Origin of the sequence: Nocardia neocaledoniensis (genome assembly GCF_029868625.1) — a bacterium.
GTDB lineage: Bacteria > Actinomycetota > Actinomycetes > Mycobacteriales > Mycobacteriaceae > Nocardia > Nocardia neocaledoniensis_A.
In genome coordinates, this window is the sequence record NZ_JARWOJ010000240.1 from 1 (window position 1) to 25,375 (window position 25,375).

The 25,375-nt window shown below is 70.5% G+C and carries 24 protein-coding genes; 7 read left to right on the forward strand and 17 right to left on the reverse strand.

The genetic code is table 11. The features are described 5' to 3' along the window. Positions 1–121: 121 nt before the first annotated feature. From QH270_RS18665 to QH270_RS18685, 5 genes are all read right to left on the reverse strand, one after another. A complete protein-coding gene (locus QH270_RS18665; RefSeq protein WP_280344162.1) occupies positions 122–1,396 on the reverse strand; it encodes an MFS transporter in 1,275 nt (424 codons plus the stop codon). Between the two features lie 47 nt (positions 1,397–1,443). After that, positions 1,444–2,547 carry a PLP-dependent cysteine synthase family protein gene (locus QH270_RS18670; RefSeq protein ID WP_280344035.1) on the reverse strand — a complete coding sequence of 368 codons (1,104 nt, stop codon included), beginning with the start codon at positions 2,545–2,547 and terminating at the stop codon, positions 1,444–1,446. Positions 2,548–2,646: 99 nt separating this feature from the next. Next, positions 2,647–3,033 carry a hypothetical protein gene (locus QH270_RS18675; RefSeq protein WP_280344037.1) on the reverse strand — a complete coding sequence of 129 codons (387 nt, stop codon included), beginning with the start codon at positions 3,031–3,033 and terminating at the stop codon, positions 2,647–2,649. Between the two features lie 102 nt (positions 3,034–3,135). After that, a complete protein-coding gene (locus QH270_RS18680) occupies positions 3,136–4,506 on the reverse strand; it encodes an ABC1 kinase family protein (RefSeq protein WP_280344040.1) in 1,371 nt (456 codons plus the stop codon). A 123-nt stretch (positions 4,507–4,629) separates the two neighbouring features. Then, positions 4,630–6,306 carry a fumarate hydratase gene (locus QH270_RS18685; protein WP_167456474.1) on the reverse strand — a complete coding sequence of 559 codons (1,677 nt, stop codon included), beginning with the start codon at positions 6,304–6,306 and terminating at the stop codon, positions 4,630–4,632. 219 nt (positions 6,307–6,525) lie between these two features. On the opposite strand from QH270_RS18685, the gene QH270_RS18690 reads away from it, so the two are divergent. Continuing rightward, the gene (locus QH270_RS18690; protein ID WP_280344043.1) at positions 6,526–7,065 is read left to right on the forward strand and encodes a MarR family winged helix-turn-helix transcriptional regulator; all 540 of its coding nucleotides are present in this window, start codon (positions 6,526–6,528) and stop codon (positions 7,063–7,065) included. On the opposite strand, the gene QH270_RS18695 is transcribed toward QH270_RS18690, so the two are convergent. The 3 genes from QH270_RS18695 to mftE form a co-directional block, all read right to left on the reverse strand. After that, entirely contained in the window at positions 7,062–7,595 is a 534-nt protein-coding gene (locus tag QH270_RS18695; protein ID WP_280344045.1) for a hypothetical protein, read from the reverse strand. The two genes, QH270_RS18690 and QH270_RS18695, sit on opposite strands and share 4 nt — an antisense overlap. 133 nt (positions 7,596–7,728) lie before the next feature. Further along, positions 7,729–8,943 carry a pre-mycofactocin synthase MftD gene (mftD, locus tag QH270_RS18700; protein WP_280344048.1) on the reverse strand — a complete coding sequence of 405 codons (1,215 nt, stop codon included), beginning with the start codon at positions 8,941–8,943 and terminating at the stop codon, positions 7,729–7,731. Continuing rightward, complete coding sequence (gene mftE / locus QH270_RS18705; RefSeq protein WP_280344051.1) at positions 8,940–9,644, reverse strand: mycofactocin biosynthesis peptidyl-dipeptidase MftE; 705 nt, start codon at positions 9,642–9,644, stop codon at positions 8,940–8,942. The genes mftD and mftE overlap by 4 nt, the downstream gene beginning before the upstream one ends. Before the next feature lie 62 nt (positions 9,645–9,706). Here mftE and mftR point away from each other — a divergent pair, with 62 nt between their 5' ends. From mftR to QH270_RS18735, 6 genes are all read left to right on the forward strand, one after another. Beyond that, on the forward strand, positions 9,707–10,306 hold the full coding sequence (gene mftR, locus QH270_RS18710) for a mycofactocin system transcriptional regulator (RefSeq protein ID WP_280344054.1): 600 nt from the start codon (positions 9,707–9,709) through the stop codon (positions 10,304–10,306). Positions 10,307–10,425: 119 nt separating this feature from the next. Further along, a complete protein-coding gene (locus tag QH270_RS18715) occupies positions 10,426–11,331 on the forward strand; it encodes an STAS domain-containing protein (RefSeq protein WP_110041241.1) in 906 nt (301 codons plus the stop codon). A gap of 11 nt (positions 11,332–11,342) precedes the next feature. Beyond that, on the forward strand, positions 11,343–11,726 hold the full coding sequence (locus tag QH270_RS18720) for an STAS domain-containing protein (RefSeq protein ID WP_110041240.1): 384 nt from the start codon (positions 11,343–11,345) through the stop codon (positions 11,724–11,726). Further along, entirely contained in the window at positions 11,716–12,129 is a 414-nt protein-coding gene (locus tag QH270_RS18725; protein ID WP_280344165.1) for an ATP-binding protein, read from the forward strand. Before QH270_RS18720 ends, QH270_RS18725 begins: the two co-directional genes overlap by 11 nt. Further along, entirely contained in the window at positions 12,122–12,745 is a 624-nt protein-coding gene (locus QH270_RS18730; protein ID WP_110041238.1) for a SpoIIE family protein phosphatase, read from the forward strand. The genes QH270_RS18725 and QH270_RS18730 overlap by 8 nt, the downstream gene beginning before the upstream one ends. 10 nt (positions 12,746–12,755) lie before the next feature. Beyond that, entirely contained in the window at positions 12,756–15,086 is a 2,331-nt protein-coding gene (locus QH270_RS18735; RefSeq protein ID WP_280344056.1) for a SpoIIE family protein phosphatase, read from the forward strand. A gap of 12 nt (positions 15,087–15,098) precedes the next feature. Here the strand turns inward: QH270_RS18735 and QH270_RS18740 are convergent, their stop codons facing one another. From QH270_RS18740 to QH270_RS18780, 9 genes are all read right to left on the reverse strand, one after another. Next, positions 15,099–16,592, reverse strand: coding sequence for a flavin-containing monooxygenase (locus QH270_RS18740; protein ID WP_280344059.1), 1,494 nt, complete (start codon positions 16,590–16,592; stop codon positions 15,099–15,101). A gap of 9 nt (positions 16,593–16,601) precedes the next feature. Continuing rightward, positions 16,602–17,774, reverse strand: a complete 1,173-nt coding sequence (locus QH270_RS18745; protein WP_280344062.1) for a hydroxymethylglutaryl-CoA synthase — start codon at positions 17,772–17,774, stop codon at positions 16,602–16,604. Further along, positions 17,771–18,820 (reverse strand): hydroxymethylglutaryl-CoA reductase, encoded by a 1,050-nt coding sequence (locus QH270_RS18750; RefSeq protein ID WP_280344167.1) that lies wholly within the window; start codon positions 18,818–18,820, stop codon positions 17,771–17,773. Before QH270_RS18750 ends, QH270_RS18745 begins: the two co-directional genes overlap by 4 nt. Position 18,821: 1 nt before the next feature. Then, on the reverse strand, positions 18,822–19,919 hold the full coding sequence (gene fni, locus QH270_RS18755) for a type 2 isopentenyl-diphosphate Delta-isomerase (protein WP_280344064.1): 1,098 nt from the start codon (positions 19,917–19,919) through the stop codon (positions 18,822–18,824). Then, positions 19,916–21,223: a phosphomevalonate kinase gene (locus tag QH270_RS18760; protein ID WP_280344067.1), complete on the reverse strand. Its 1,308-nt coding sequence runs from the start codon at positions 21,221–21,223 to the stop codon at positions 19,916–19,918. The genes fni and QH270_RS18760 overlap by 4 nt, the downstream gene beginning before the upstream one ends. 155 nt (positions 21,224–21,378) lie before the next feature. Beyond that, positions 21,379–22,413 (reverse strand): diphosphomevalonate decarboxylase, encoded by a 1,035-nt coding sequence (gene mvaD, locus QH270_RS18765; protein ID WP_280344071.1) that lies wholly within the window; start codon positions 22,411–22,413, stop codon positions 21,379–21,381. Next, on the reverse strand, positions 22,410–23,459 hold the full coding sequence (gene mvk / locus QH270_RS18770; RefSeq protein ID WP_280344074.1) for a mevalonate kinase: 1,050 nt from the start codon (positions 23,457–23,459) through the stop codon (positions 22,410–22,412). The genes mvaD and mvk overlap by 4 nt, the downstream gene beginning before the upstream one ends. Before the next feature lie 76 nt (positions 23,460–23,535). Then, positions 23,536–24,339, reverse strand: coding sequence for a methyltransferase family protein (locus QH270_RS18775; protein WP_280344077.1), 804 nt, complete (start codon positions 24,337–24,339; stop codon positions 23,536–23,538). After that, on the reverse strand, positions 24,330–25,322 hold the full coding sequence (locus QH270_RS18780) for a fatty acid desaturase (protein ID WP_280344080.1): 993 nt from the start codon (positions 25,320–25,322) through the stop codon (positions 24,330–24,332). The genes QH270_RS18775 and QH270_RS18780 overlap by 10 nt, the downstream gene beginning before the upstream one ends. Positions 25,323–25,375: the final 53 nt, after the last annotated feature.

Below are 25,375 nucleotides of genomic sequence, written 5' to 3' on the forward strand. Positions count from 1 at the left end.
TCGTGTCGGGCGCCCGGTCCGGCGCGGCCCACTCGTCCTTAAATTTTATCTTGTCTTTAAAACTTCCGCGGGGGGGGGCGGCGCCCCCCCCCACGGTGCCCCGGCTCGGACACCGCCCAGCTCACCGCATGGACCGGTCCACACGCACGGCCGGCTCGGCCCACGGATCACGGCCGGTGCGGACGGGCCACAGCCCCGGCGCCGCCGTGTAGGGCGCCAGGTCGGCGCGCAGCCGATGCCGTCCCGGCCCGGGCCGGATCGCGCGGTGCACGGCGAACGCGGTGAGCGCCCCGATCAGCACCAGCCCGGCCCAGACGAACCGGTCGGCGCCGGCCGCTCTGGCCGCACCGAAGACAGCTCCCGTCGCCAGGTTCCCCGCCAGGATCGCCACGCCGACGATCGTGTTGTAGAACCCGTAGTGCGTCGCGACGAGCTTGCCGTCGGCCATCGAGACGACGGTGTCCATCTCGAAGGGGAACACCGCGGCGGTCCCGACCGCCAGCACGGCGGCCGCGAGCAGCAGGGCTGTCGCGCCGAAGGCGCCGGGGCCCGGCACCAGCACCAGCGGAACGAACGCCGCCGCGAGCACACCGACCCCGTTCACCAGGCCGCGCCCGGTTCCCCAGCGCGCCCGGAACCGGGCGGTGATCCGCACCTGTCCGGCGACGGCGACGACGCCGGACACCACGAACACCAGCGCGGTCAGTGTCTGCGCGCCCGCCGCGGAGATGACCTCCGCCTGCAGCGGCAGCGCCAGGTACACCTGGAACGAGAGCACATACGACCCGCCCATCGCCACCGCGAACGCCACGAACCGCCGGTTTCCCGCGATGGCGCGCCAGTCGCCCAGCACCGACCCCGGCGCGGTGGCGCCTCGCCGTTGCGGCAACGCGCACAGCTGCGCGACCGACAGCACCGCGAACACCACGGCGGCCGCCGCCGCGACCCAGCGGAAGTCCACGCCCAGCAGGGCGATGCCGACCAGCGGCCCGGCCAGGATGCCCGCCTGGTAGAACACGTTGAACACCGCGAAGGCCTCGACCCGCCGCTGCTCACCCGCCTCCGCCGCCAGGTAGGCGCGCACAGCGGGATTGAACAGCGCACCGGCGAATCCCGTTGCCGCCGAAGCGATCACCAGCATCGGTAACGAGGTCGCGAAGATCAGCGCCGCGAATCCCGCGGTGCGCAGCAGGCATCCGGCGACGATGAGCGGCTTGTAGCCGAGCCGATCGGCCAGGGTGCCGCCGAGCAGGAACATCCCCTGCTGGGAGAAGTTGCGCACGCCGAGCACGAGGCCGACGGCCCACGCCGCCAGCCCGAGCGGCCCCGACAGGTAGCCCGCCAGATAGGGCATCAGCATGTAGAAGCCGAGATTGATGCCGAACTGGTTGATCATGAGCAGCCGGGCCGGGGTGTCGAAGCCGGCGAAGACCCGCAGTGTTTTCACACGATCACCGGCCCTGGTGCGACGGACGGCGCCGCCGGATCGACCACCGTCGCGCAGCGGGTCCACGACTCGACCACACGCTCGGCCGGGTGCGCGATGGTCGCGGGTTCGCCGGGCGGCGGACCGGTGAGGAGATCGTGTGCGCGGCAATAGGTGTCGTTGTAGACGGTGTCGAAGTAGCGGTGCGGTCCGTCCGGGAACACCGCCGCGACCGTCGTTCCCGGATCCGTGGTGCGCGCGACCCAACCCGCGACGAGCGCGACCGCGCCGACGCTCCAGCCACCGGTGGCGTAGTGCGTGGCCGCCAGCGCACGGCAGGCCCAGACCGCCTCCGCCGGGGCGACCCAGTGGACCTCGTCGAACGCGTCGTAGTCGACGTTGGCAGGCAGGATGTTCGAGCCGAGCCCCCGCATGAGGCGCGCACCCGCGGGTTGGCCGAAGATCGTCGAGGCCACGGTGTCGACCCCGATCAGGCGCAGTGCGGGATGGTGGCGCCGCAGGGCGCGGGCGACGCCCGCGGAATGCCCGCCGGTGCCGACCGCGCACACCAGCACGTCGACGCGGCCCAGCTGTTCGAGCAGTTCGTCGGCCAGCCCGGCGTAGCCGTCCGACGCGTCGGGATTGCTGTACTGATCCGGGCACCACGCGGTGGGTTCGGCGGCGAGCAGCGCGGCGACCCGATCACGGCGCGCCTGCTGCCAGCCACCGACCGGGTGCGGGCGGTCCACCAGGTCGACCCGCGCCCCGAACGCCGCCAGCATGCGGGCCACGATCGGCTCCAGCCCCGGATCGGTGACCACGGTCACCGGGTGTCCGTGTTCGAGCCCGGCCAGCGCGAGGCCCAGTCCGAAGGTGCCACTGCTGGATTCGACGATCGGAGCGCCGGGACGGAGGTCGCCTCGCTCCTGCGCGCGACGCACCATGTGCAGGGCGGGCCGGTCTTTCATCCCGCCCGGATTGAATCCTTCCAGTTTGGCCCAGAAACCCCGGTCGCCGGTGGCCAGCGGCGCACCCACCCACATCACCGGGGTGTTGCCGACCAGGGCGTGCGGCCGGGCGGCGAGCGCGGGAAGAGTCCTGTCGAGCGCGTATTCCTGCATGTCTGTCGCTTCCTGTGGGCTCCGCCGGGCACGGCGGAGCGGACGAGAACGGGCAGCGGACACCGGCCCACCCACGGCGGGCGGCCTGACGCTGACCGGTCAGCGCCGACAGACGCAGATCTGGCAGAGGATGTCGCGACCCCGGCGACAGGGCGGCGAGGAGCGCGGCGGCCCACGCGGCGCGAGTGCCGGATGACCGAGACTCGCGAACAGGACGAGCACCAGCCCGCCGAACAGACCGAGCGCGGGCAGGACGAGGCCGCTGTCGGACACCGGCGTCTCGGCGAGACAGTGATCGGGCAGCGGATGGTCGGGAACGACGTGATCGGCCGACGCGACGACCGTGCCGACGAGCCCGGCATCGTGGTGCTCGTCGTGATGCCCGGTGGTGCAATCGATCCCGAGCGCGCACAGGACGGCGACCACGAACAGCAGCGCGCGCAGGGCTGCCGCGGGCGCGACGGAACGGCCGGTCGACTGACCCACCGCACCTCCCTTCCGCGCGCCGACGACGAACTCCGCCGACCAAGCTACTACGTCGATGCGTAGACGCTGGTCAGCGCGCTGCCAGGGCGCGGGGAGCGCACCTCAGCCGTTCCGCCACCGCGCGATCGCCCGGCCGAGATCGGTGCGCGGCGGCTCGTCGTAGAGCCATTCTCGGGCCAGGTGATGCCAATTGGCACTGGCCCGGAGCTGGCCGAGGGTCGCGAAGGTGAACAGGTCGGCGCGACGGGAGAAGACGTGTTCGGGTGGAAGCAGCTGGCGGTGCATGCCCTGGAATTCCACCGCGCGGGGGTCGACGGCGAGCAGCACCGCGCTGGTGGCCAGTTCCGGGGTGATCATCACTTCCTCGTCGAGCAGGTGCCACCCGCAGGCGGCCCACACATAGGCCAGGCACTCCTCTACCGTGACGCCGGCGTCCGGGTCGATGATGCCGCGCCCGACCCACGCCGCGTAGAGGTCGTCGGGGCGGTTCTCGCCCGCCGCGCGCAGACAGGATCGCTCGAACTCGACGTGCTCGGGCGCCATCCGGTTGTAGAGCCCGAAGTCGACGAAGGCGAGCTTGCCGTCGTCGGCGAGCAGGACGTTGCCCGGATGTGGATCGCCGCAGAACTCGTTGTCGGTGAACAGGGCGCCGAGGTAGAAGCGGTAGATGAGCTCGCCGTAATGGTCACGCTCGGCGGCACCCAGTGCCTGCAGATGCGAGAAGGTCTGGCCGACGACGTATTCGGTCACCAGCACGTTGCGCGAGCAGTACTCCTCGACGGCATCGGGCACGGTGATGAAGGGATGCCCGCGGTAGCGTCGCGCGACCCGGTGCTGGGTCCGGGCTTCCCGCAGGTAGTCGAGTTCGCTGCGCAGATTGTCGGCGATCTCCTCCAGCACGCCGGTGTCGGCCATCGACGGCAACACGGATCTGGCCATCTTGCTGAGGAATTCGAGGTTGCCGATATCGGCGTTGATGGCGCGTTCCACGCCGGGATATTTGACCTTCACTGCCACGACCCGCCCGTCGCGCAGCCGCGCGCGGTGCACCTGGCCGATCGAGGCGGCCGCGATCGCGGTCTCGTCGAACTCGGCGAACACGCTCGACAGCGGACCCAGATCGTTCTCGATCACGCGCCGCATCATCGAGAACTCCACGGCCGGAGCGCGATCGCGCAGGGCGGCGAGCTGGCGTGCGAACTGTTCGCGATGCGATTCGGGCACGAAATCGAGGTCGAGCACCGACAGCATCTGCCCCAGCTTCATCGCCGAGCCCTTCATGCTGCCCAGCACCGCCACGATCTGCTGGGCGGTCTGCATCGCCGACCGTTCCGCCAGCACCTGCCGGGCTTCCTCGGTGCGCCCGAGCATCGACAGCCGCGTGCCGAGGCCGCGCACGGTCTGTTCCGCGGCCAGCTGCCCGAGTTTCGCGCCACGTACCGCGCGCCCCGCTGGCACTCCGCCGGCCGTCATCGCCACCCCCGTCGAGCCGTCCAGCGTCTATCGCGCGTCACCCTACCCCGGGAATCGATCAAGCGCCCAGTTGACGAACGAAGACCCCGGTGGATGCCGGGGTCTTCGTCGCTGTCGCGGTGGTTACACGCGTTCCTTCGAGCGGGTGCGCACCCGCAGGGCGATGGGCTTGGAGGTCTCGGCGAAGAAGTCGTTGCCCTTGTCGTCGACGACGATGAACGCCGGGAAGTCCTCGACGTCGATCTTCCAGACCGCTTCCATACCGAGCTCGGGGTACTCCAGGACCTCGACGTTCTTGATGCAGTCGAGCGCGAGGCGGGCGGCGGGGCCGCCGATGGAGCCCAGGTAGAAGCCGCCGTGCTCGTTGCACGCCTTGGTGACCTGCGCGGAGCGATTGCCCTTGGCCAGCATGACCATCGAGCCGCCCGCGGCCTGGAACTGGTCGACGTAGGAGTCCATCCGGCCCGCCGTGGTGGGACCGAACGAGCCGGAGGCGTAGCCCTCGGGGGTCTTGGCCGGACCGGCGTAGTAGACGGCCATGTCGCGCAGGTACTGCGGCATCGGCTCGCCCGCGTCGAGACGTTCCTTGATCTTGGCGTGCGCGATGTCGCGGGCCACGACCAGCGGGCCGGTCAGCGAAAGGCGGGTCTTCACCGGGTATTTCGACAGCTCGGCGCGGATCTCGTCCATCGGCCGGTTCAGGTCGATCTTCACCACGTCGCCACCGAGGATCTCCTCGGTCTGCTCCGGGAGGTACTGGGCCGGTTCGGTTTCCAGCTGCTCCAGGAAGATGCCGTCCTTGGTGATCTTGGCCAGCGCCTGGCGGTCGGCCGAGCAGGACACCGCGATGGCGACCGGGCAGGAGGCGCCGTGGCGGGGCAGCCGGACCACGCGCACGTCGTGGCAGAAGTACTTGCCGCCGAACTGCGCGCCGATGCCGAACTCGCGGGTGAGCTGGAAGACCTCTTCCTCGAGCTCCAGATCACGGAAGGCGTGGCCGGTGATCGAACCCTCGGTGGGCAGGTTGTCCAGGTAGTGCGCCGAGGCGTACTTGGCTGTCTTCAGGGCGAATTCGGCGCTGGTGCCGCCGATGACCACGGCGAGGTGGTACGGCGGGCAGGCCGCGGTGCCCAGCGACCGGATCTTCTCGTCGAGGAACTCGAGCATGCGCTCGGGGTTCAGGACGGCCTTGGTCTCCTGGTAGAGGAACGACTTGTTGGCCGAACCGCCGCCCTTGGCCATGAACAGGAACTTGTAGACCGGATTGTCGGCGTCACCCTCGGTCGAGTACAGCTCGATCTGGGCGGGCAGGTTGGAGCCGGTGTTCTTCTCGTCCCACATGGTGATCGGGGCGAGCTGGGAGTAGCGCAGGTTCAGCGTGGAGTACGCGTCGAACACCCCGCGGCTGATCCATTCCGCGTCGTCGACGCCGGTCAGCACGCCCTCGCTCTTCTTGCCCATCACGATCGCGGTGCCGGTGTCCTGACACATGGGCAGCACGCCGCCCGCGGAGATGTTGAGGTTCTTGAGCAGGTCCAGCGCCACGAAGCGGTCGTTACCCGAGGACTCCGGGTCGTCGATGATCTTGCGCAGCTGACGCAGGTGCGCGGGGCGCAGGTAGTGGCTGATGTCGTGGATCGCCGTCTCGGTGAGCAGCCGCAGCGCCTCGGGCTCGACCTGCAGGAAGGTGCGACCGTTGTGCTCGAAGGTGCTGACCCCCTCGGTGGTGAGCAAGCGGTACGGCGTGTCGTCGGCGCCGATCGGCAGCAGATCGGAATAGCGGAACTCCGGCGCGGTCACGAATCGCACTCCTCGGGTGGCTGGTCACAAAGCACTCGGAGCCTATCGAGCACCGCCGCCCACCCGCTGGTTAGGCAACCCTATGTGACGCGAACGACCACACCTGAACCAACATCGAGGTTGCACGTTCAACACAAACGGTGCTACCCATTCTCCGGACGGTGGCGGGGTGTGCACCGTTCCAATCCGAAGCCTGCACCTTCAGACTGGAGCTCGATCGTGACCGATCCACAGTGGCTCGATGATGTCGAAATGCGTGCCTGGCTGGGCTATGTCCGGACCCGCGACCTGATCGCCGCGGCGATCGGGCGCGACGCGGTCCGGGCCGCCGACCTCAGCTGGGTGGAGTACTCGGTCCTCGTGTACCTCGCCGACGCGCCGGGTCAACGACTGACCTTCGCCGATCTCGCCGGCGCGCTCGAATGGTCGCAGAGCAGGCTCTCGCACCAGATCACCCGCATGCAGAAGCGCGGACTGGTGACCAGGGAGACGATGCCGCACGACCAGCGCCGCACCGTGGCCAGGCTGACGCCGGCGGGCGGGCAGTTGCTCACCACGGCGGCGCCCGCGCACGTGCGCAGCGTGCGCAGGCACATGATCGACGTGCTCGATCGCGGCCAGCTCGCCGCGCTCGCCGAGATCTACGACGTGCTGATCAACCACCACCGCAGTGCGGCAGGAGGATTCGGGCCCACCGGGCGGGGTCAGGACGCGGCCGAGGCGGCGCAGGAGCCCGCCGCCGACATGGCGGGCGGCTAGCTCCCCGCGCTGCCACCTCCGCCGGTGCCGCCGCCCCCGCCGCCGCTGCTGTCCGGACGTTGACCGAGACCACCGCGCAGCACCTTGCCACCCGCGACGGGAACACCGCGGTCGTACACACCGCTGCCCGACGGACGGACGAAAGTGCCCGCGGCCAGCAGGACGGCGGCGCCGACGGCCGGGTACAGGAAGGTGTCGGTGTGCCGATACCAGAACGTCTTGTAGCGGTTGTCGGAGGTGTCGCACTTCTCGTCGGCCACCCGGGTGTTGGTGCTGGTGTCGACGCACACCCCCACCGCGGTCGGCTGCGCGGCGCCGCTGGTGGTCGTCGGCCCGGCCGTACCGGTGGTCCTGGTCGAGGTCACCGCGGGTTTGGTGGTCGTGGTCGCGCGGTGCGAGGTGGACTCGACCCCGCTGCCGCACCCGGTCGACACCAGCGCGACCGCCACCACGGCGGGCAGCGTGCAGGTGACGCTGCGCGACTTCATCATCCGGACGCGACGGTGCCCGCCGCTGGTTCCCCCACTCACGATTCCCCCTCGGACACTGCGATTTTCGATCGAACGCGATCGGTCACCGATGGTATCGGTATGCCCCGGCCCGCGGACACGAAAACACCCGCGGCTCCGGGAGGCCCGGGCCGCGGGTGTTCGTCGACATCGGCTAGCGCGCGAGATCCGCCGTGGTGAGCGGACGTTCGTAGCCCGCCGGGACGCCGAGCGCGCGCTCGAACCCGTCGGGCACGATGACGTCGCCCCGATCGAGATCGGCGATCGAGGTCTTACGCAGGCCGAGCAGCGCGGAATCGATGCCGCCACGCAGGATGTCGAGTACGTTCTCCACGCCCGCTTGGCCGTTGGCGGCCAGACCCCACAGGTAGGCGCGGCCGATGAGCACCGCGCGGGCGCCCAGCGCCACGGCCTTGACGACATCGCTACCGCGCCGGATGCCCCCGTCGAGGACCACCTCGATCTGGCCGCCGACCGCGTCGGCGAGCACCGGCAGGGCCCGGATCGCGGCGGGGGTGCCGTCGAGGTTGTTGCCGCCGTGATTGGACACCGAGATACCCGCCACGCCCGCGTCGACCGCGCGCAGCGCGTCGTCGACCCGCATCACGCCCTTGAGCAGCACCGGACCGTCCCACTGGGAGCAGATCCAGGCGACGTCGTCCCAATCGGGGGCCGGGGTCTGCATCCACTCGCCGTAGGCACCGAAGAAGCCGGGCGCCGCGCCGCCGCCGACCGCCATGTTCGGGGCGGTGAGGTCGGGGATGGAACCCGAGCGCAGGTAGGTGGCCAGCCAGCGCGGCCGGGCGAGGGTCTGCGGCGCGAACTTCATCATGGTGCGCAGGTTCAGCGATTCGGGGATGACCGGGCTGCCCCAGTCCCGGCCGTGCGAGAACGACCAGTCCAGGGTGAGGATGAGCCCGACCGCGCCCGCCGCCTTCGCCCGCGCCATCCGCTCCAGGATCTGGTCCCGGTCGCCGCACCAGTACAGCTGGAACAGTGTCGACGGATTGGCCGCGATCACCTCTTCGATCGACTTGCTCGCGAAGGAACTCAGGCCCATGGCGATCCCGCGCGCGGCCGCGGCCCTGGCGACGGCGACCTCGCCGTCGGGGTGCACGGCCTGCACGCCGGTGGGCGAGATCAGCACCGGCATCGAGACCTGCTGGCCGAGCACGGTGGTCGACTGGTCACGCTCGCCGATCGGGCCCGCGCAGTGCGGGGCGAAGCCGAGCTCGGTGAACGCGGCCTGGTTGTCCTCGATGGTCTGGCCGCGTTCCGAGCCCGCGATGAGCGCGCCGTACACCGACTTCGGCAGGCGCTTGCGGGCACGGCGCTGCGCCTCGGCGACGGTCTCGAACCAGGGGTTCATCGATGTGTTCCTTCCTCACGATCCTGCGGCCACCAGTGGCCCAGGTCTGTCAGTAACGCGGTGGTCGCCGCGCGCAGCAGCGCGGCGCCTTCGTCGGCATTCGCCCCGGTGGGGTCGCCGAGAATTCCATTGGGGCTGACCGCGCGCACGCCGCCGGCGCGCAGCAGCGGCAGCAGTTCGGTCAGCGGGCGACGGTCGCCTGGTTCGGCCAGGTCGGCGCGCACCCGGTCGGGGGTGAGCGCGAGCTGGATCGCGGTCTCGGTGCGGCCAGCGTGCGGATCGCCGCCGTAGCCAGGGGTGAACAACCGGACATCGCGCGATTCGGCGCGCAGCAGCGCCACCGCGCGCCGCAGCGCCTCGACATTGCCGCCGTGCCCGTTGACCAGCACGATCCGTGAGAACGTGTCGGTGGCCGAGCGGCACAGTTCCACGACGAGCAGTTCCAGCGCCGCCTGCCCGATCGACAGCGTGCCAGCGAACCCGGCGTGCTCGCCGCTGGCGCCGTAGGGCACCGGCGGTGCGACCAGCACGCCCGCGCGCTCAGCGGCCGCGCGCGCACACACCGCCGCGGCGATGTCGGTGTCGGTCGACAGCGGCAGATGCGGGCCGTGCTGCTCGGTGGCGCCGAGCGGGATGAGCAGGATCACTCCCGTGGCGGCACATGCGCCCGCCTCGGGCCATGTGAGATGAGCCACGAACATGGTCCGAGATTAACGTCAGTCACTGACATAATCAAGAGCTCGGCGCGCCCTACTCTGTATCCATGTCCGCCCCGACACCGCGCGCGCACCGCGGTCGCCCGCCGCGCACCACGCGCCGCGAACTCGAAGTCATCGCCATGAAGTTGTTCGCCGAGCACGGCTTCGACGAGGTCACCGTCGAACGGATCGCGGCCGCCGCCGGGGTCAGCGAACGGACCTTCTTCCGGTACTTCCCGAGCAAGACCGAGGTGCTGTGGCACCAGTTCGACAACGAGGTCGCCGACCTGCGGGCGGCCTTCGCCGCGGTGCCCGACGACGAGCCGATGATGGCCGCGGTGCGCCGGATCGTGGTGACGGCCAATCGTTATCGCGCCGAGGACATCCCCGAGCTGCGCACCAGGATGCGCCTGGTCTCCGGCGTTCCCGCGCTCTCGGCGGGCGCGGGCGCGCACTACGACGCCTGGGAACGGGCGGTCGGCGAGTTCGCCGCCCGCAGGCTCGGGACCAGCGCTGACGACCTCATCCCGCTCGCCGTCGGGCGCACCACCCTGGCCGCGGCGCGGGCCGCCTTCGACGCCTGGCTGGCCCGCGGCGACACCGACCTGACCGAGTACCTGGATCGCGCGCTGCGGGCACTCGAGCGCGGGTTCGCCCCCCGGTAGCGGGAGTGCGCTGGGTAACCCGCACGTTTGCGCGGCATCCGGGGTGGGGTATGAGTAGGCTCGAGTCGATGCGCGCCGCGCGTCAGAACCGATGTCCGTCGAAAGGGGCAGGAGTTTCCATGTCCGAGGTGTCCACGAGTCTTTCGACGGATTCGGTGCCAGCGCGCCCTGTCGACAACCTCCTGCCTCAGCTGGTCGAGCACCTCAGGCAGAACCGCACCGCGCTGCGCGAGGAATGGGCCCGCCGCATCACCGAGGCCCAGCTGCTCACCGCGATGACCCCGGAGGAGATCTTCTCCGAAGCGACCTCGATCTTCGACAACTACGTCGAGGTGCTCGAGACCGGTAGCGTCGAGGCCCTCCAGGCCTACGCCCGCGATCTGTCCGAGCGCATCATTCCGCGAGGCGTCGAGACCGACGAGGTCCTCGGCATCGTGCTGCTGCTGCGCGACGTGCTGGCCCGCTCGCTGTTCTCGAAGTACCAGTCGAACTTCGAGATGCTCAACCAGGTCCTCGACGCCTACGAGCCGGCCGCCAACCGCATCGCCAACACCGTGGGCGTTTCCTTCGTGCAGGAACGCGAGCGCGTGATCAGCCGCCAGCAGGAGGCCATCCGCGAGCTGTCCACCCCGGTGCTGCAGGTGCGCGAGCAGCTGCTCATCCTGCCGATCATCGGTGTGCTCGACTCCCAGCGCGCCCGCCAGCTCACCGAGCAGCTGCTGCGCGCCATCCGCGCCAACCGCGCCAAAGTCGTCGTCATCGACATCACCGGTGTGCCCGCGATCGACTCGGTCGTGGCCAACCACCTGGTGCAGACCGTCGACGCCTCCGGTCTGATGGGCGCCAATGTCATCATCACCGGCCTGTCCTCGGAGATCGCGCTCACCCTGGTGACCATCGGCCTCGACCTGTCGAAGATGAACGCCGTCGGTGACCTGCAGGGCGGCATCGAAGAGGCCGAGCGCCTGCTCGGGTACGAGGTCTCTCGGGTCACCGAGCGCCTGGTCGAGCGAGACGGGCGCTGATCAGGCCCACCATGCCGGTACCTATTCTCAAACAAGGCACGTTCCTGATCGCCTCGGTGCAGTCGGCGCTGACCGACGCCGACACCGAGCGATTGCAGGACGACCTGATGAAGCAGGTCAGTCGCTATCGCGCGACCGGCATCATCGTCGATGTCACCGCCATCGACGTCATGGACTCCTTCGCCGCGCGCTCGCTGCGCACGATCGCGCACATGACCCAGCTACGCGGGGCCGAGACCGTCATCGTCGGCTTGCAGCCCGAGGTCGCCTTCGCCATGGTGCAGCTCGGGCTGACCTTCGAGGACATGCACACCGCGCTGGATCTGGAGGAGGGCTTGGCCTGGCTCAACCGGCACCCGCGCAGCCGAAGAGACGGTCGTGACAGTGGCCGCTGAGCAGGTTGCGATCGCGGTCAAGGTGTCCGAGGACATCGTGACCGCACGTCAGGCTGGGCACGAACTGGGGGCACAACTCGGCTTCACCCTCACCGACCGCACCATGATCTCCACCGCCATCTCCGAAATCGCCCGCAACATCACCAGTTACGCGGGCAGCGGGGAGATCCGGCTGCTCGTCGACCTCAGGGAGGGCAGGCGGGCGCTCGTCGTCCAGGCCGAGGATCAGGGACCCGGTATCCGGGACATCCCGCGCGCCCTGGAGGACGGCTACTCCACCGGCCGTGGACTCGGTCTCGGTCTGCCCGGAGCGCGCCGGCTGATGGATGGGCTCACCATCGATTCCGCGCCGGGCCGTGGGACGTTGATCGAGATGTGGAAGTGGGTACCCGACGGTGCATGAAGACGGGATCATCGGCCGCACGGAATGGTCGACGGCCGGTCGGGCACTGCCCGGGCAGGACGTCTCCGGAGACCGTGCGGTCGTCCTCGACACCGGCGACGGCGGGGCGCTGTTCGGCGTGCTCGACGGCCTCGGGCACGGTGCGGCCGCGGCCGACGCCGCCGACCGCGCGATGGTCATCCTGTCGGACAACCGCGGCGAACCGCTGGACGTGCTGATGGTGCTCTGCCATCGCGCGATGGTCGAAACCCGCGGCGCCGCAGTCTCCTTGGCGCTGATCGGCCCCGGCGAGACGCTGCAGTGGCTCGGCGTCGGCAATGTCGAATCGCGCCTGCTCACCCGCGGACCGGCCGGTCCGGAACTGCGCGCGACGATGCTGCTCACCGGGGGCATCGTCGGCTACCGGCTCCCCTCGCACCTGCAACCGCAGACGCTGCCGATCCGGCCCGGCGATCTGCTGCTGATGGCCACCGACGGCATCGTCGCGGTCGGCCCCGAATCCATCGATCTGGCACGCCCCGCCGCCGCGATCGCGAGCGACCTGCTCGCGCGCGATGCCAAGGACACCGATGACGCCCTGGTGCTCGCGGCCCGCTACCGCGGAGCCTGCCCATGAGAGGTTGCCGATGAGCGCTGTCCTGGCCGCATTCCTCGACGACTATGCGGCGGCGTTACGCCGTCACGTCGCCGCGCCCGGCCAGGCGGGCCTCACCGAGGGGTACGACCTCGGCAGGCGAGCCCTCGTGGAGGACATCAGCCTGCTCGATCTCACCGAGCACCACTACCGGACCGTCGCCGATTTCGCCGGTCCGCCCGCCGACCCGCGCGGCGCGGAGGTGGCGCTGGAATTCCTGCTGCAGACGATGGCGGCGCTCGACATCGCCACCCGCGGCTACCTCGACGGGACCCGCCGCTACGAGCAGCAGCGCTCGCGCGCGGAGGATCTGGCCGGGCGCGACGCGTTCCGCACCGCGCTGGTCGAATCGCTGCAGGACGGCTTCTTCGTCGCCGACTCGCACGGCACCATCGTCGAGGTGAACTCCGCGTTCGGGGTGCTCACCGGCTACGACGCCGACCAGGTGCCCTACCCCCTGCCGCATCCGTGGACCCTCTCCGAGCGCGCCGGATATCCCCAGATCGGTACGGACGCTTCACGTTTCGTGATGCCCATCCGGCACCGCGACGGGCGCGAGCGCTGGCTGGCGGTGAGCGCGAGTTCGCTGGTGAAGCAGGAGAACAACGAGCAGATCTTCGTCGGCACCGTGCGCGACGTGACCGCCGAGCACGACGCGCAGGCCAGGGATCAGGCGGCCTCGCGGCTGGCCACCGCGGTGGGCGCGGCGACGAGCATGGTGGAGGTGCTCGCCGTCGGGCTCGACGAGCTGCGCCGCACCATGGGTGCGCGCACCGCGCTGGTGGCGGTGTGGCCGAGCCGCACCGGGCAGCCGGATGTGTACTCGTGCGGCGAGCCGCCTACGGGCGAACCCGAGATCGTCGAGAACTCCGAGGGCACAACGGCATTCACCGCTACCCCGGTGGCCGACCCGTCCGGCCGGGTCACCCTCGACGACGAGACGCGGGCGCTGCTCGACCGGGCGCGCAGGCAGCCCGCCCGCGGCCTGTCGGCCATCACCGGCGAGGACAGCGGGGTCGACGCGGTGGTGGCGCCGCTGGGTGAGACCGGTGACGCCGCACTGTGGGTGCGCTTCGGGGCGCCGCGCGTGATCAGCGCGGCCGACTGGGCGCTGTATTCGCTGCTGGTCGGCCATCTCAGTGTCGCGTTGCAGCGTGCCCGCAACTTCGACCAGGCCCGCGCCACCTCGCTGACGCTGCAGCGCGCGATGCTCGGCCCGATCGAACTGCCGCCCCGGTTCTCGGTGCACTACGAACCGGCGCTGCCGCCGCTCGAGATCGGTGGCGACTGGTACGACGTCGTGCCGCTGCGCGACGGCACCATCGGCGTCGTGGTGGGCGACTGCGTCGGCCGTGGCCTGTCGGCGGCCGTGGTGATGGGCCAATTGCGCACGGCGGCACGGGCTCTGCTGCTGCGCGGGGCCGGTCCGGCCCAGCTGCTCAGCGAGCTCGACGCCGTGGCCGCGCGGATTCCGGGGGCCATGTGCACCACCGTGTGCGCGGCCGTGCTCGATCCCGAACGCGGCATGGTGCGCTACTCCAACGCGGGCCACATGCCGCCGATCCTGGCACCACCCGGCGGACCGGGGCGCATCCTCGAGGGCGGCCGCGCGGTGCCGCTGGCCACGTTCGAGACGCCGCGCAGGCCGGAGGCCACCACGGCGCTGCCGCCGGGGGCCACCCTGGTGCTGTTCACCGACGGCCTCGTCGAACAGCGCGGCTACGACATCGACGAGGGTTTCGTGAAGATCGCGGGCGTGCTCAGCGAGACCGGCGGCGCGCTCCCCCGCGATGTCGCCGACGCGGTGCTCTCGCGCCTGTGCCCGCCGGCCGGTTACGACGACGACGTCGCCATGGTGGTCTACCGCCAGCCGCCCGAGCCGTTGCACCTCGACATCCCCGCCGCCGCGGCGGAACTGACCGGCCTGCGCCGGGACCTGTACCGCTGGTTCGCGACCGCCGCCGTCCCGCACGACCTGGCCGCCGACCTGGTCGCGGCCGCGAACGAGGCCTGCAGCAACAGCGTCGAGCACGCCTACCGGGACGCCGAGCCGGGCCGGGTCACCCTCACCGCGACGTGCGAGGGCGACCGGGTGGTCATCGAGGTCGCCGACTCCGGCCGCTGGATTCCCACGCCCACCGATCCCGGCTTCCGCGGCCGCGGGCTGGAGATGATGCGGGTGCTCACCGAGGATCTGGAGTTCGGCCACGACGAGAACGGCACCCGCGTCCGCATGTGGGTGACGTTGCCGTCGATCACCTTCCCGACCGCCAATCCCCTGCGCGGCTCCTCCCGCCCGTCAGCGCTGCACGCCCGCGCCTGAAGGCCGGTTCGGTCAGGAACCGGTCGTCTCGTAGGCGTCGAGGTCGAAGGTGCGGACCTGGCGGCGGTAGCGGAAGCTGAAGTCGGGCCACAGGGCCGAGTTGTGGCCGTGCTTGTCGATGAACCAGCTGTCGCAGCCGCCGGTGACCCACACGGTGCGGGCCATCTTCGGCTCCAGCTCGCGGTTGTACGCGCGCTGCACGTCGAGCTTCACCTCGAAGGTGCGCAGGTCGCGGGCGGCCATGGTGGTGATCGCGTCGAGGAGGTAGGCGATCTGCGACTCGATGATGTAGATCAGCGAGGTGTAGTTCAGGCCGGAGTTGGCGCCGAGCATCAGGAACATGTTGGGGAACCCGGCGACCGTGACGCCCTTGTAGAGCTGGTAGCCCTCCTCGTCGGCGGCCTCGGCCATGGTCCGGCCGTCGCGACCGGTGTAGAGGTTGTAGGTCGGGGAATCGGCCACGTGGAAACCGGTGGCCAGGACGATGGCGTCGACCTCGCGTTCGGTGCCGTCCTCGGCGACGATCGAACCGGCCCGCACCTCGGCGATGCCGTCGGTGACCAGGTCGACGTTGTCCCGATCGATCGCGCGGTAGAACTTGTTGGACACCAGCATCCGCTTGCAGCCGATCGGATGGCCGGGCACCACCTTCGCGCGCTTGGCCGGATCGCGGATCTCGAGCCACATCTTGGCCCGCCCGACCAGTTCCAGCGGCTTTCCGGTCCACGGCGCCTTCACCTGCGTGACGACGAAGATCTCGCGCATCAGGTAGATCAGCCCCCGGATCAGCCGCTGCAGCCCGGGCACCCGCCGGAACGCGAAGCGCTCCACCGCCAGGTACGGCCGGTTCAGCTGCGGCATCACCCAGGTGGCCGTGCGCTGGTACAGGTCGAGGCGGGCGACCTCAGGGGCGATCGAGGGGACGATCTGCACCGAGGAGGACCCGGTGCCGATGACGGCCACCTTCTTGCCCGCCAGGCTCGCCTCGTGATCCCAGCGCGCCGAATGGAAGATCTGGCCCTCGAAACTCGACAGCCCTTTGATATCGGGCAATTTCGGCTCGGCGAGCACGCCGGCGGCGGAGACCACGAAGTCGGCGGTGAACGCGCCACGCGAGGTGTCGACCTCCCAGTGCCCGGCGGCCTCGTTCCAGCGGGCCGCGGTCATGGCGCAGTCGAACAGGTGCTTGTCGCGCACGCCGTAGCGATCGGCCAGGCCGCGCAGATACTGTTCGATCTCGGCCTGCGGGGAGAACGAGCGCGACCAGTCCGGGTTCAGCGCGAACGAATACGAGTACAGGTGCGAGGGCACATCGCACCCCGCCCCGGGATAGGTGTTGTCACGCCAGGTCCCGCCCACGTCGGGGCCGCGTTCGACCACGACGTAGTCGGTCAGGCCGCGCTGACTCAGCCGGATCGCCGTGCCGAGGCCCGACAGTCCGCTGCCGACGATCAGCACGCGCACGTGCCGCCGGGTCGGCTCACCGGATGTGTTGCTACTGCTCATGGCGCGTCCTCAGCGGGCTTCGTAGATGCGTTTGTGGCCGGACACCGCGGCGAGCCGGAACGGGCGGCGGGTCTCCTCGGGCATGGCGTGGTAGGCGCCGTCGCTGGGCGAGCCGGCCTCGTGCAGCGCGCGATAGTGCTCGTAGCCGATCAGTTCGCGCGAATCGATGGCGGCCCGGTTGGCCTCGGTCCGCAGGTGTTCGCGATAGCCGGGAACGACCGTGCCACTGAAGAACTCGGCCACGCTGCCGGACCCGTAGCTGATCATGGCCAGCGCCCGATCGGTGAGGTCGCCGGCATGGTCGAGCAGGGCGGCCAAGCCGAGGTAGAGCGAGGCGGTGTAGCTGTTGCCGACCGTGCGGTTGTAGTGCGTGGTCGCGCCGATCGCGGCCTCGATCGCGGCGGAATCCGCGGTGTGGCCCTGGCTTTCGAGCAGATGCCGATGCGCCTTGTAGGCCATCTTGGTGAAGGGCTGGTGGTAGCAGAACGCGGCGAACTCCGCGAGGTCGCGCCCGCCCTGGCGCCGGTAGTCGCTCCAGGCCTCCTGGGCGGCCTTCTGGTAGGCGTTCACCGAGGTCTTGCCGTCGACGATGGCCTCGGAGCGGTAGTTGGGGCGCCAGAAGTCCATGATGTCGGCGCTGTAGAGCCCGGAGTGCGGATCCAGTGCCAGGATGGCGGGATTCGCGGTCACCAGCAGCGCGACCGCGGCGGCGCCCTGGGTGGGCTCGCCGGGGGTGTCGAGTTCGTACTTGGCGATGTCGGCGGCGATGACAAGGACCCGCTGGGCCGGGTCGCGCGCGATCAGGCCTGCGGCGAACTGCAGTCCCGCGGTGCCGCCGTAGCAGGCCTGCTTGAGCTCCACCACGCGCGCGGCGTTGGGCAGCCCGATCAGCGAATGCAGATACAGCGCGGCGGCTTTGGACTGGTCGACGCCGGTCTCGGTGGCCAGCAGCACGGTACGGATGTTCTCGGTGCCGTGCCGTTCGATGATCGGCGCCGCGGCCGCCGCGGCGATGGTGACGATGTCCTCGTCGGCCGCGGCGACGCTCATCTTCTCCTGGCCGATGCCGAGGTAGAACTTGTCGCGGTCCACCCCGAGTCGCTCGGCGAGGACGGCGTGATCGAGGGCGTAGTGGGTGGTGGCGAACGACAGGTCGTGGATGCCTACGGCGAGAGTGTTCATCGTTGTGTTCCGTTGCTCGTGGTTGACCGCTCGAACTGGGTGTGGGCGCGCATCAGTTCACCGCGGTTGGTCTGGGCGGCCATCAGCGACAGCTCGCCGCACAGCACGGTGGCCGCGGCGATGACGGCGAGACGGCGCGCGTTGGCGCCGGGCTCGCGGTCGGCGCGGCAGCCGAGGCGCTCGAGGTTCTCGTCCACGAAGCTGGCGTGCTTGCCGTTGCCGACGGTGCCGACGATGAGATTGGGCAGCGTGCACGAGAAGTACAGGTCACCGTCGCGGTCCTCGGCGTGGGTGACGCCCTGGGAGCCCTCGACGATATTGGCCGCGTCCTGCCCGGTGGCCAGGTAGAACGCGAGCAGCATGTTGGCGTAATGCGCGTTGGCGGAACGGATTCCGCCCGCGAGCAGGGTGCCGATCAGGTTCTTGCGGATATTGAGTTCCACCACCTGACGGGCGGTGGTGTGCAGGCGCTGCTCGACCACCTCGCGCGGCACCAGCAGTTCGGTGACGACGTTCTTGCCGCGTCCGAGGATGCCGTTGACGGCGGTGGCCTTCTTGTCGGTGCAGTAGTTGCCCGAGATGGAGCCGTAGCGCACGCCGGACACGGTGGTCAGGATGTGGTCCATCAGGTGGTCGCTGGCCAGGGTGGCCATGTTGTGGCCCGAGGCGTCGCCGGTGCTGAACTCGAAGCGCAGGAACAGCAGGTTGCCGTTGATCTGGTGGTGCAGGTCGATCAGACGGGCGAAGCGGCTGCTGCCCGCGACCACGTCCTGCAGCTCGGCGAAGCGGTCCTTCAGCTGCCGGACCGCGGTGAGCGCGGTGTAGGCGTCATCGGCTTCGAGCAGGATCGAGCGGGTCATCCGCTCGTCGATCAGCGTCGCGACGATGCCGCGCTCGGACAGCGTCGAGATCCGGGCGCCGCGGCCGACCGAGGGCCACAGCGGTGTCTCGTAGGTGGCGAGTGGGACGTCGACGGCGTCGTCGACGATCGTGCCCGTGATGCGTACCGGGCCCACCCACTGCAGCGGGACCGCCGCGTACGACATGTCATTCACCGATGACTCCTCCTCGGTCTCTCGATTCGCGCCACCAGGGACTCCGGTGGGCAAGGGCGGCCGCGTCGATGCCGCGCAGTGCGCAGAAACTCGCCACCTCCCCGGTGATCAGCAGGTCGCACCCGGCCAGCTCCGCGGGAGTGCGGGCGCCGAGCACGGTCAGGATCTGGCGCAACTGGTCGAGCCAGGTGCGGATCTGGGCGATCAGCGCGTCGGTGTCGGCGCGCACGACGGTGTCCAGGAAGGCGCCGGCGACACCGGTGGCGGTCGCGCCGAGGGCCAGCGCCCTGGCGACGTCGAGCGGCGAGCGGATGCCGCCCGAGGCCGCGATGTCGATGCCGTCCAGTCCGGCGCAGTCGAGCAGGCAGGTGGGGGTGGACTGGCCCCAGCTCTCGATGAACGCGAAGTCGCCCGCGGGGCGGCGCGAGTTCTCGATGCGGGCGAAGTTGGTGCCGCCCCGGCCGCCGACATCGGCCACCGACACCCCGGCATCGCGCAGCCACGCGACGGTCTGCCTGCTCAGGCCGAACCCGACCTCTTTGACGATCACCGGGATCGGGACGTGCGCGGCGAGGTGCTCGATCTGGCGGGGCCAGGAGCCGAAGGAACGGTCCCCCTCGGGCATCACCACTTCCTGCACCGCGTTGAGATGGATCTGCAGCGCGTCGGCCTCGAGCAGTTCGATCGCGCGCAGCACCTGCTCCAGCGAGGCGGTGGCGTTGACGTTGGCCATCACGAAGCCGTGCGGATTCTCCCGGCGCAGCACGCGATAGGTGTCGGCCACGGCGGGGTCGCGGAAGAACGCGCTCATCGATCCGGTGGCGATGGGGATGCCGGTTTCGCGGGCGGCCACGGCGAGCTTCCGGTTGATCTCGCCGGTCTTGGCGCTGCCGCCGGTCATCGCGTTGACGTAGAGCGGTGTGTCCCACTGCTTTCCAGCGACATCCACGGCGAGCGAGACGTCGCCGCTGTCGATCCCGGCCAGGGCGTGGTGCACGAAGGTGACGCAGTCGAAGTCGTTGGCGGCCGGGTCGGCGCGGCGCTGGTCCACGGCGTGGCGGACGTGGTCGTCCTTGCGGTCGGCGATCATGAGTCCTCCCCTTCGCGCGGGTGGGTCCGCAGTGGGAGCGGCCGGATCCCGGCCGCGACCCAGCGGTCGGTGAGCTCGGCGAGGGCGGTGGTGCGGGTGCGCTCGATGACGGCGATCCCACAGTCCCCACCGCCGGCGCCGGAGGGTTTGGCCGCCGCGCCCACGGCGGCGCCCGCCGCGCACAGGGCCCGCAGCCGAGGGGTCATGATGCCGAGCCGGGCGGTGTCGTCGAGGCCGAGCAGAAGCTCACGCGCACAGTCGATTTCCGCGCGGACGGCCGCGGCGTCGTCGGCCTCGATCGCGGTCGACAGGCGCCGCACGCAGTCGTTGCTGCGCGCGTGGAACACGGTCCGATCGCCGCGCGCCCAGGTGGCGGCACCGACGAGGGCCGGGGTGGACGCGGGGTTCCCGGTCCAGCCGACGCGAAGGGTGAGTCCGGCCGGCGTGGGCAGCGGGTGGACCGACAGGCCCGGCCACGGTGCGCGCAGCGCGGCATCGATCCCGTCCCGGGCGGCGATCTCGGCGACCGCCCCGCGATCCGGCGACCCGTAGGCCAGCCAGCCGCCCCAGGTGCTCGCCGCCACGTCACCGCCGGAGGCCCGCGGATTGACCGTGATCGTGGCGAGTACGGCCAGCCGGTAGCGTTGCATCGCGGTCAGCTCGAGGCCGTGGAACCGGCCCAGCGCCGCGACGGTCGCCACGGTGACCGCCGCGCTGGAGCCGAGACCGTACTTGCGGCCGTCGGCGTCACCGAGGTCCGTGGAGATCGCCACGTCACAAGGGCGAGCGGGGATCTCACGGGCGACCCGGAGTTGCTCGACCACCGACACAGCGGCGAACACGTACGCGAACGCGGCGGGGACCGCGCCGTCGGGTGTCGCCGGGACGAGCCGGTCGCCCGCGCGATCGCATGCCAGCGACACTCCGCCGTCGAGATCGGAGCGCAGCGTGATACCGGACGACGCGGCGACGCTGTCACCGCCGGTCGGCACCACCGCGTGGCGGGCGCCATCGGCGCGGGATGTGATCGCCGCGTGGCTGTCGTCGTCGCGGCCGGTCGATCGCGCCGCGTCGCGACGGCCGTCGCTGTCCGTCGTCGGCGCGGAGCCGCCGGTGCGGTGGCGCCACACGGTCGGGGCGGCATCGGCGGAGGTGTCGGTCACCGTGGCGGTCGCGTAGCGGTCCACGGCGGTGAGCACCGCGAGATTGCCCGGCTCGACGACGGCGTACTCGCCCGCGATGAAGAGCTTGCCCGGTGCGCGACAGGTGACCGACCGGCGTGACCCAGCGAACGCCGGATCCACCTGCCGCCCATCATGACCCGCGGACGTCGGCCGATCGAGAGCGCCCACCGGGCCGGTTGCCCCCGCGGACCCGCTCACCGGTCGCCGGTCGTCGCGGCGTGCCGGCGACGGCCGGTCGTGCGCGGGCGCCGGGACTGTTCGGGCTTCGTGCCGGCTCACCGGTCGCCGCCTGTCGTGCACCGCACGCCCGGACCGATGTGCGCCGTGCGGGTGGTGACGAACTCGCCCAGCGCCTCGATCCGGGCGGCGACGACGGGGGCGTCGGCCCTGGCGCACAGCACTTTCACGTTCGGACCCGCGTCGATGGTGGCGTAGGCGGCGATGCCGTCGGCACGCAGGGCGAGCACCTCGTCGAGGACCGCGAGCGAGTGCGGCGACAGGTAGCGGACGCCGGGGCGCGCGGTGAGCATGGTGGCGTGCATGCCGAGGGCGTTGCGTTCGGCGATCTCGCCGATGGCGGGAAGGTCTTGGCGGGCAACCGCTTCGCGCATCTCGGCGAGGTCGAGGGCCGAGGATTCGGCCCAGGCCCGGTAGAGCGGCGAGGTCGCGGTGGTGCGGCGCATGGCCTCGCGGCTCGACACCGCTTTGGCGCCGGCCGCCACGATCCCGAGGACCAGCGCGGGGTCGAGTTCCGCGCCGCCGATCGGTTCGGCGAAGGAACTCAGGTCGCCCTCCTCGGCGTCGCCCTCGCCCGCGTGCCACACCACGAACCCACCGAAGATCGAGCGCGCGGCCGAGCCGGAGCCGCGGCGGGCCAAACGCGAGAGCGCGCGACCGTCGAGGTCGAGGCCGTAGGCGGCGGCCGCCGCGGTCGCCAGCGCGGCGAATCCGCTGGCCGAGGAGGCCAGTCCGGCACCCGTGGGTCCGGCGTTGGCGGTGACCACCTCGGCGCGTTCGGTGCGCCCCGCCACCGCGCGGACCAGGTCGAGGAACTTCTCGACTCGGGTGAGCGCGGCGCCGGTGGCCGGGGCGTCGTTGAACTCGACGAGGTCGGCGGGACCGTCGGCGAGCCGCACCGAGGTGGTCGTCGGGAAGACATCGAGGGTCATCGACAGACTCCCCGTGACGGGGAGGAACAAGGTCTCATCGCGCTTTCCCCAGTACTTCACCAGGGCGATGTTCGGGTAGGCGACCGCGGTGGCGGCTCCATCCCGCGCGGACGCGACGGGGAATGCGGCGGGGGAAGTCATGGGTGGGTCTCGCGTTCCGGTGTCGAGGCGGTGGAAGACGGTGCGGGCGAACGCAGGCTGTGCGCGGTGACGGTCCAGGTCCGCACGGCGCCCGCGCGGCGCAGCGCGGCACTGACGGTCGGTGCGCTGCCGGAGGCGGTGAGCGCGAGCACGCAGCCGCCGAGCCCCGCGCCGGTGAGCTTGGCGCCGAACGCGCCCGCGTCCCGCGCGGCGGTGACCAGCGCGTCGATCCGCGGGGTGCTGACGCCGAGTTCGGCGAGCAAGGCCTGGAAATCGAGCATCGCGGCGCCGAGTTCCGCGGCGCGCCCCTCGGTGAGGTCGGTGGTGGCAGAACCGATCAGTGCGGTGGCGCGGTGCAGGACGCGACGCGCGGACCCGGGATCGCTGTCGAGCGTGCGGCGGACCCCGGCGACGGCCTGCTGGGTCGATCCCGGCACGCCGGTATCGGCGATCACCAGATCGGCGTCCACCGTGATCTCGATGGGCTGGGCGGTGCCCTGGTGGAACAGGATCGGTCCGTTCGCCAGCACGGCACTGGCATCGATCCCACTGGCCCTGCCGTGGGCGACCTGTTCGCCGCACTGCACGAATTCATAGAGGGTGGCGGTGTCGAGGGCACGCCCGTGCAGGTCGGCGACCGCGCGGACCGCGGCCCCGGCGCAGGCCGCGCTCGAGCCGAGGCCCCTGGCCAGCGGGATGTCGCACTCGACGACCACGTCGACCAGCGCGCCGCTCATCCCCCATCGGCGCAGCGCCTCCTCGACCGCGACCCGGGGGCCGGACACCGGACCGCCCACACCCGGATCCCCGGCGAGGAAGCGGAAGTGCCCCTCGGCGGAGACATCGGCCCGAGGCCCGGACGCGCCGGGACGGGCGATGGCCCGAACCGGCAGCGCGGGCAACGGGACGGCGATGGCAGGCGTGCCGTGGACCACGGTGTGTTCGCCGAGCAGAATGGCCTTCGCGTGCGAACGGCCTACGCCCATCACCGATTCCGGCGCTGTGGCGCTGTCGCTGACGCGCTCTCGAACGGGATGACCGTTCACGTCGATTCCTCTCCCGAACGCGGGCACTGCCGCCCAGCGTGCCGACCGGAGGCCGGAACACCTGGGCGGCAAGCCCTTACGGTTGCCGAGTCGATCGGCCGAAGCCGCGGAGCACGGACGGGAAGAACGCGGGGACCCGCGCGGCGTAGGCGCGGTAGGACGCGCCGAAGCGCGCGATCAGGTCACGTTCCTCGAGATAGGTGCCCAGCAGGATGTAGCCGGTCAACCCCAGTGCCCACACCAGGTGCCCGACGGTGAACGTACTGGCGAACCAGAACGAGACCAGCAGGCCGGTCATCAGCGGATGCCGCACGAGGCGATAGACGCCGTTGACCTGCAACCGGTCGACGGTGGCGTCGGGCACCTGGATCACGTACTCGCGATAGGCCTGGCTGATGCCGAGCAGATGGAAGTGGTTGAGCAGCAACGTGGCCGCGTAGACGAGCACGAAACCCAACCAGAACCCGGCGTCGAGCACCAGTCCGGCCGCGCCGTCCGCCGACCAGAGTTCGGCCGGGATGGGCTGCCACGCCAGCATGATCACCCACATGACCAGGCACACCATCAGGATGTAGACGGTCCGCTCCAGGGCCTCGGGCACCCAGCGGGTGACGAAGGCCTTGAAGGCGGGCCTGGCCATGCCCGAGTGCTGCAGGCCGAACAGCGCCAGCAGCAGCACGTCGACGAGCAGCGCGGGCACGGTCGACAGGTGCGGGCCCTTGTCGATCGTCTTGGGCAGGAACCAGCCACCGGCGAACAACAGCATCAGCGGCACGGTGATGCCGGCGACGCCGTAGACGGCGAAGGCGAACAGGAACGGGACGAGCCGGGTGCGGCTGGTCACGACCGCCCGCGCCTGGGTGGGCGTGATCAGATCCATGCGAACCACGGCAGGTACCGCGAACGCACGGTGCCCTCCTCGATACGCTTCTCCAGCTTGGCCTTCCACTTGTTGCCGTAGCGCTCGTTGAGGAAGCCGCCCGGCCAGAACAGGCGCCACCCCGACTGCGCGACCATCCAGTACGGGACGATGACGCCGGGGTTGACGTCGCGCATGTAGTCGAGCTTGTCCGGGATCTGGCTCCAGTGGATACCCGGGTAGCGGTGGTGCACGCTGTGGTAGCCCTGGTTGAAGATCAGAAAGTTCAGCACGTTGCCCGCGTTGTTCAGCGAGGTGCTCGGGTCGTCCTCGAACTCCTTGGCGGGCGCGTGGCTCAGCCAGGCGAAGTAGCCGGCGTTGACCTGCGTGATCAGGAACGGCACCCAGTAGAACAACACGAAGCGGTCGAAATCGACCAGGTACCAAACGGTTCCGATGACGATCGCGTACAGCGCCATGTCGAGCAGGAACTGGTGGCGGGTCCGCTTGCGGCGCGGAGCCGGGTCGGGCGCGAAGACCATGCGCATCGTATGGATCTTGACGATGACGCCGTAGCGGACCCAGTACCAGATGGCGCCGAGCCCCTTCTCCATGCCGGTGGTCGAGGTGACATCACCGGGGCCGTCGTTGAAGCGGTGATGGTTGAGGACGTGCACCTCGCGCATCTCGGCGGCGGTGAGGTTGCCGGGCAGGCAGCACAGGAAGTCGACGACCCGGTTGGGGAACTTCGACACGAACAGCGGCCGGTGGGTGTGCATGTGCATCACGCCGATGGTGAGCGAGAGGTTCAGCAGCGACAGCACGATGATCAGTGGCACCGCCAGGTACCAATTCGTGGCGGCGGGCACGAACAGGCCGAGGGACAACATGCCGATCCACAGCGCGATGTGCAGCAGCGGGCCGATGTTGGACGCGTGCTCGAGCTTGAGCACGCGTTTGCTGAACGGGGCCTGTTCGGGCGCGACGGGCGTTCCGGTGCTCATGGGAGAGCTCCTTCGCTAGTGGTGTCGGGGACGATGAGCGCGGATCTGGCGCG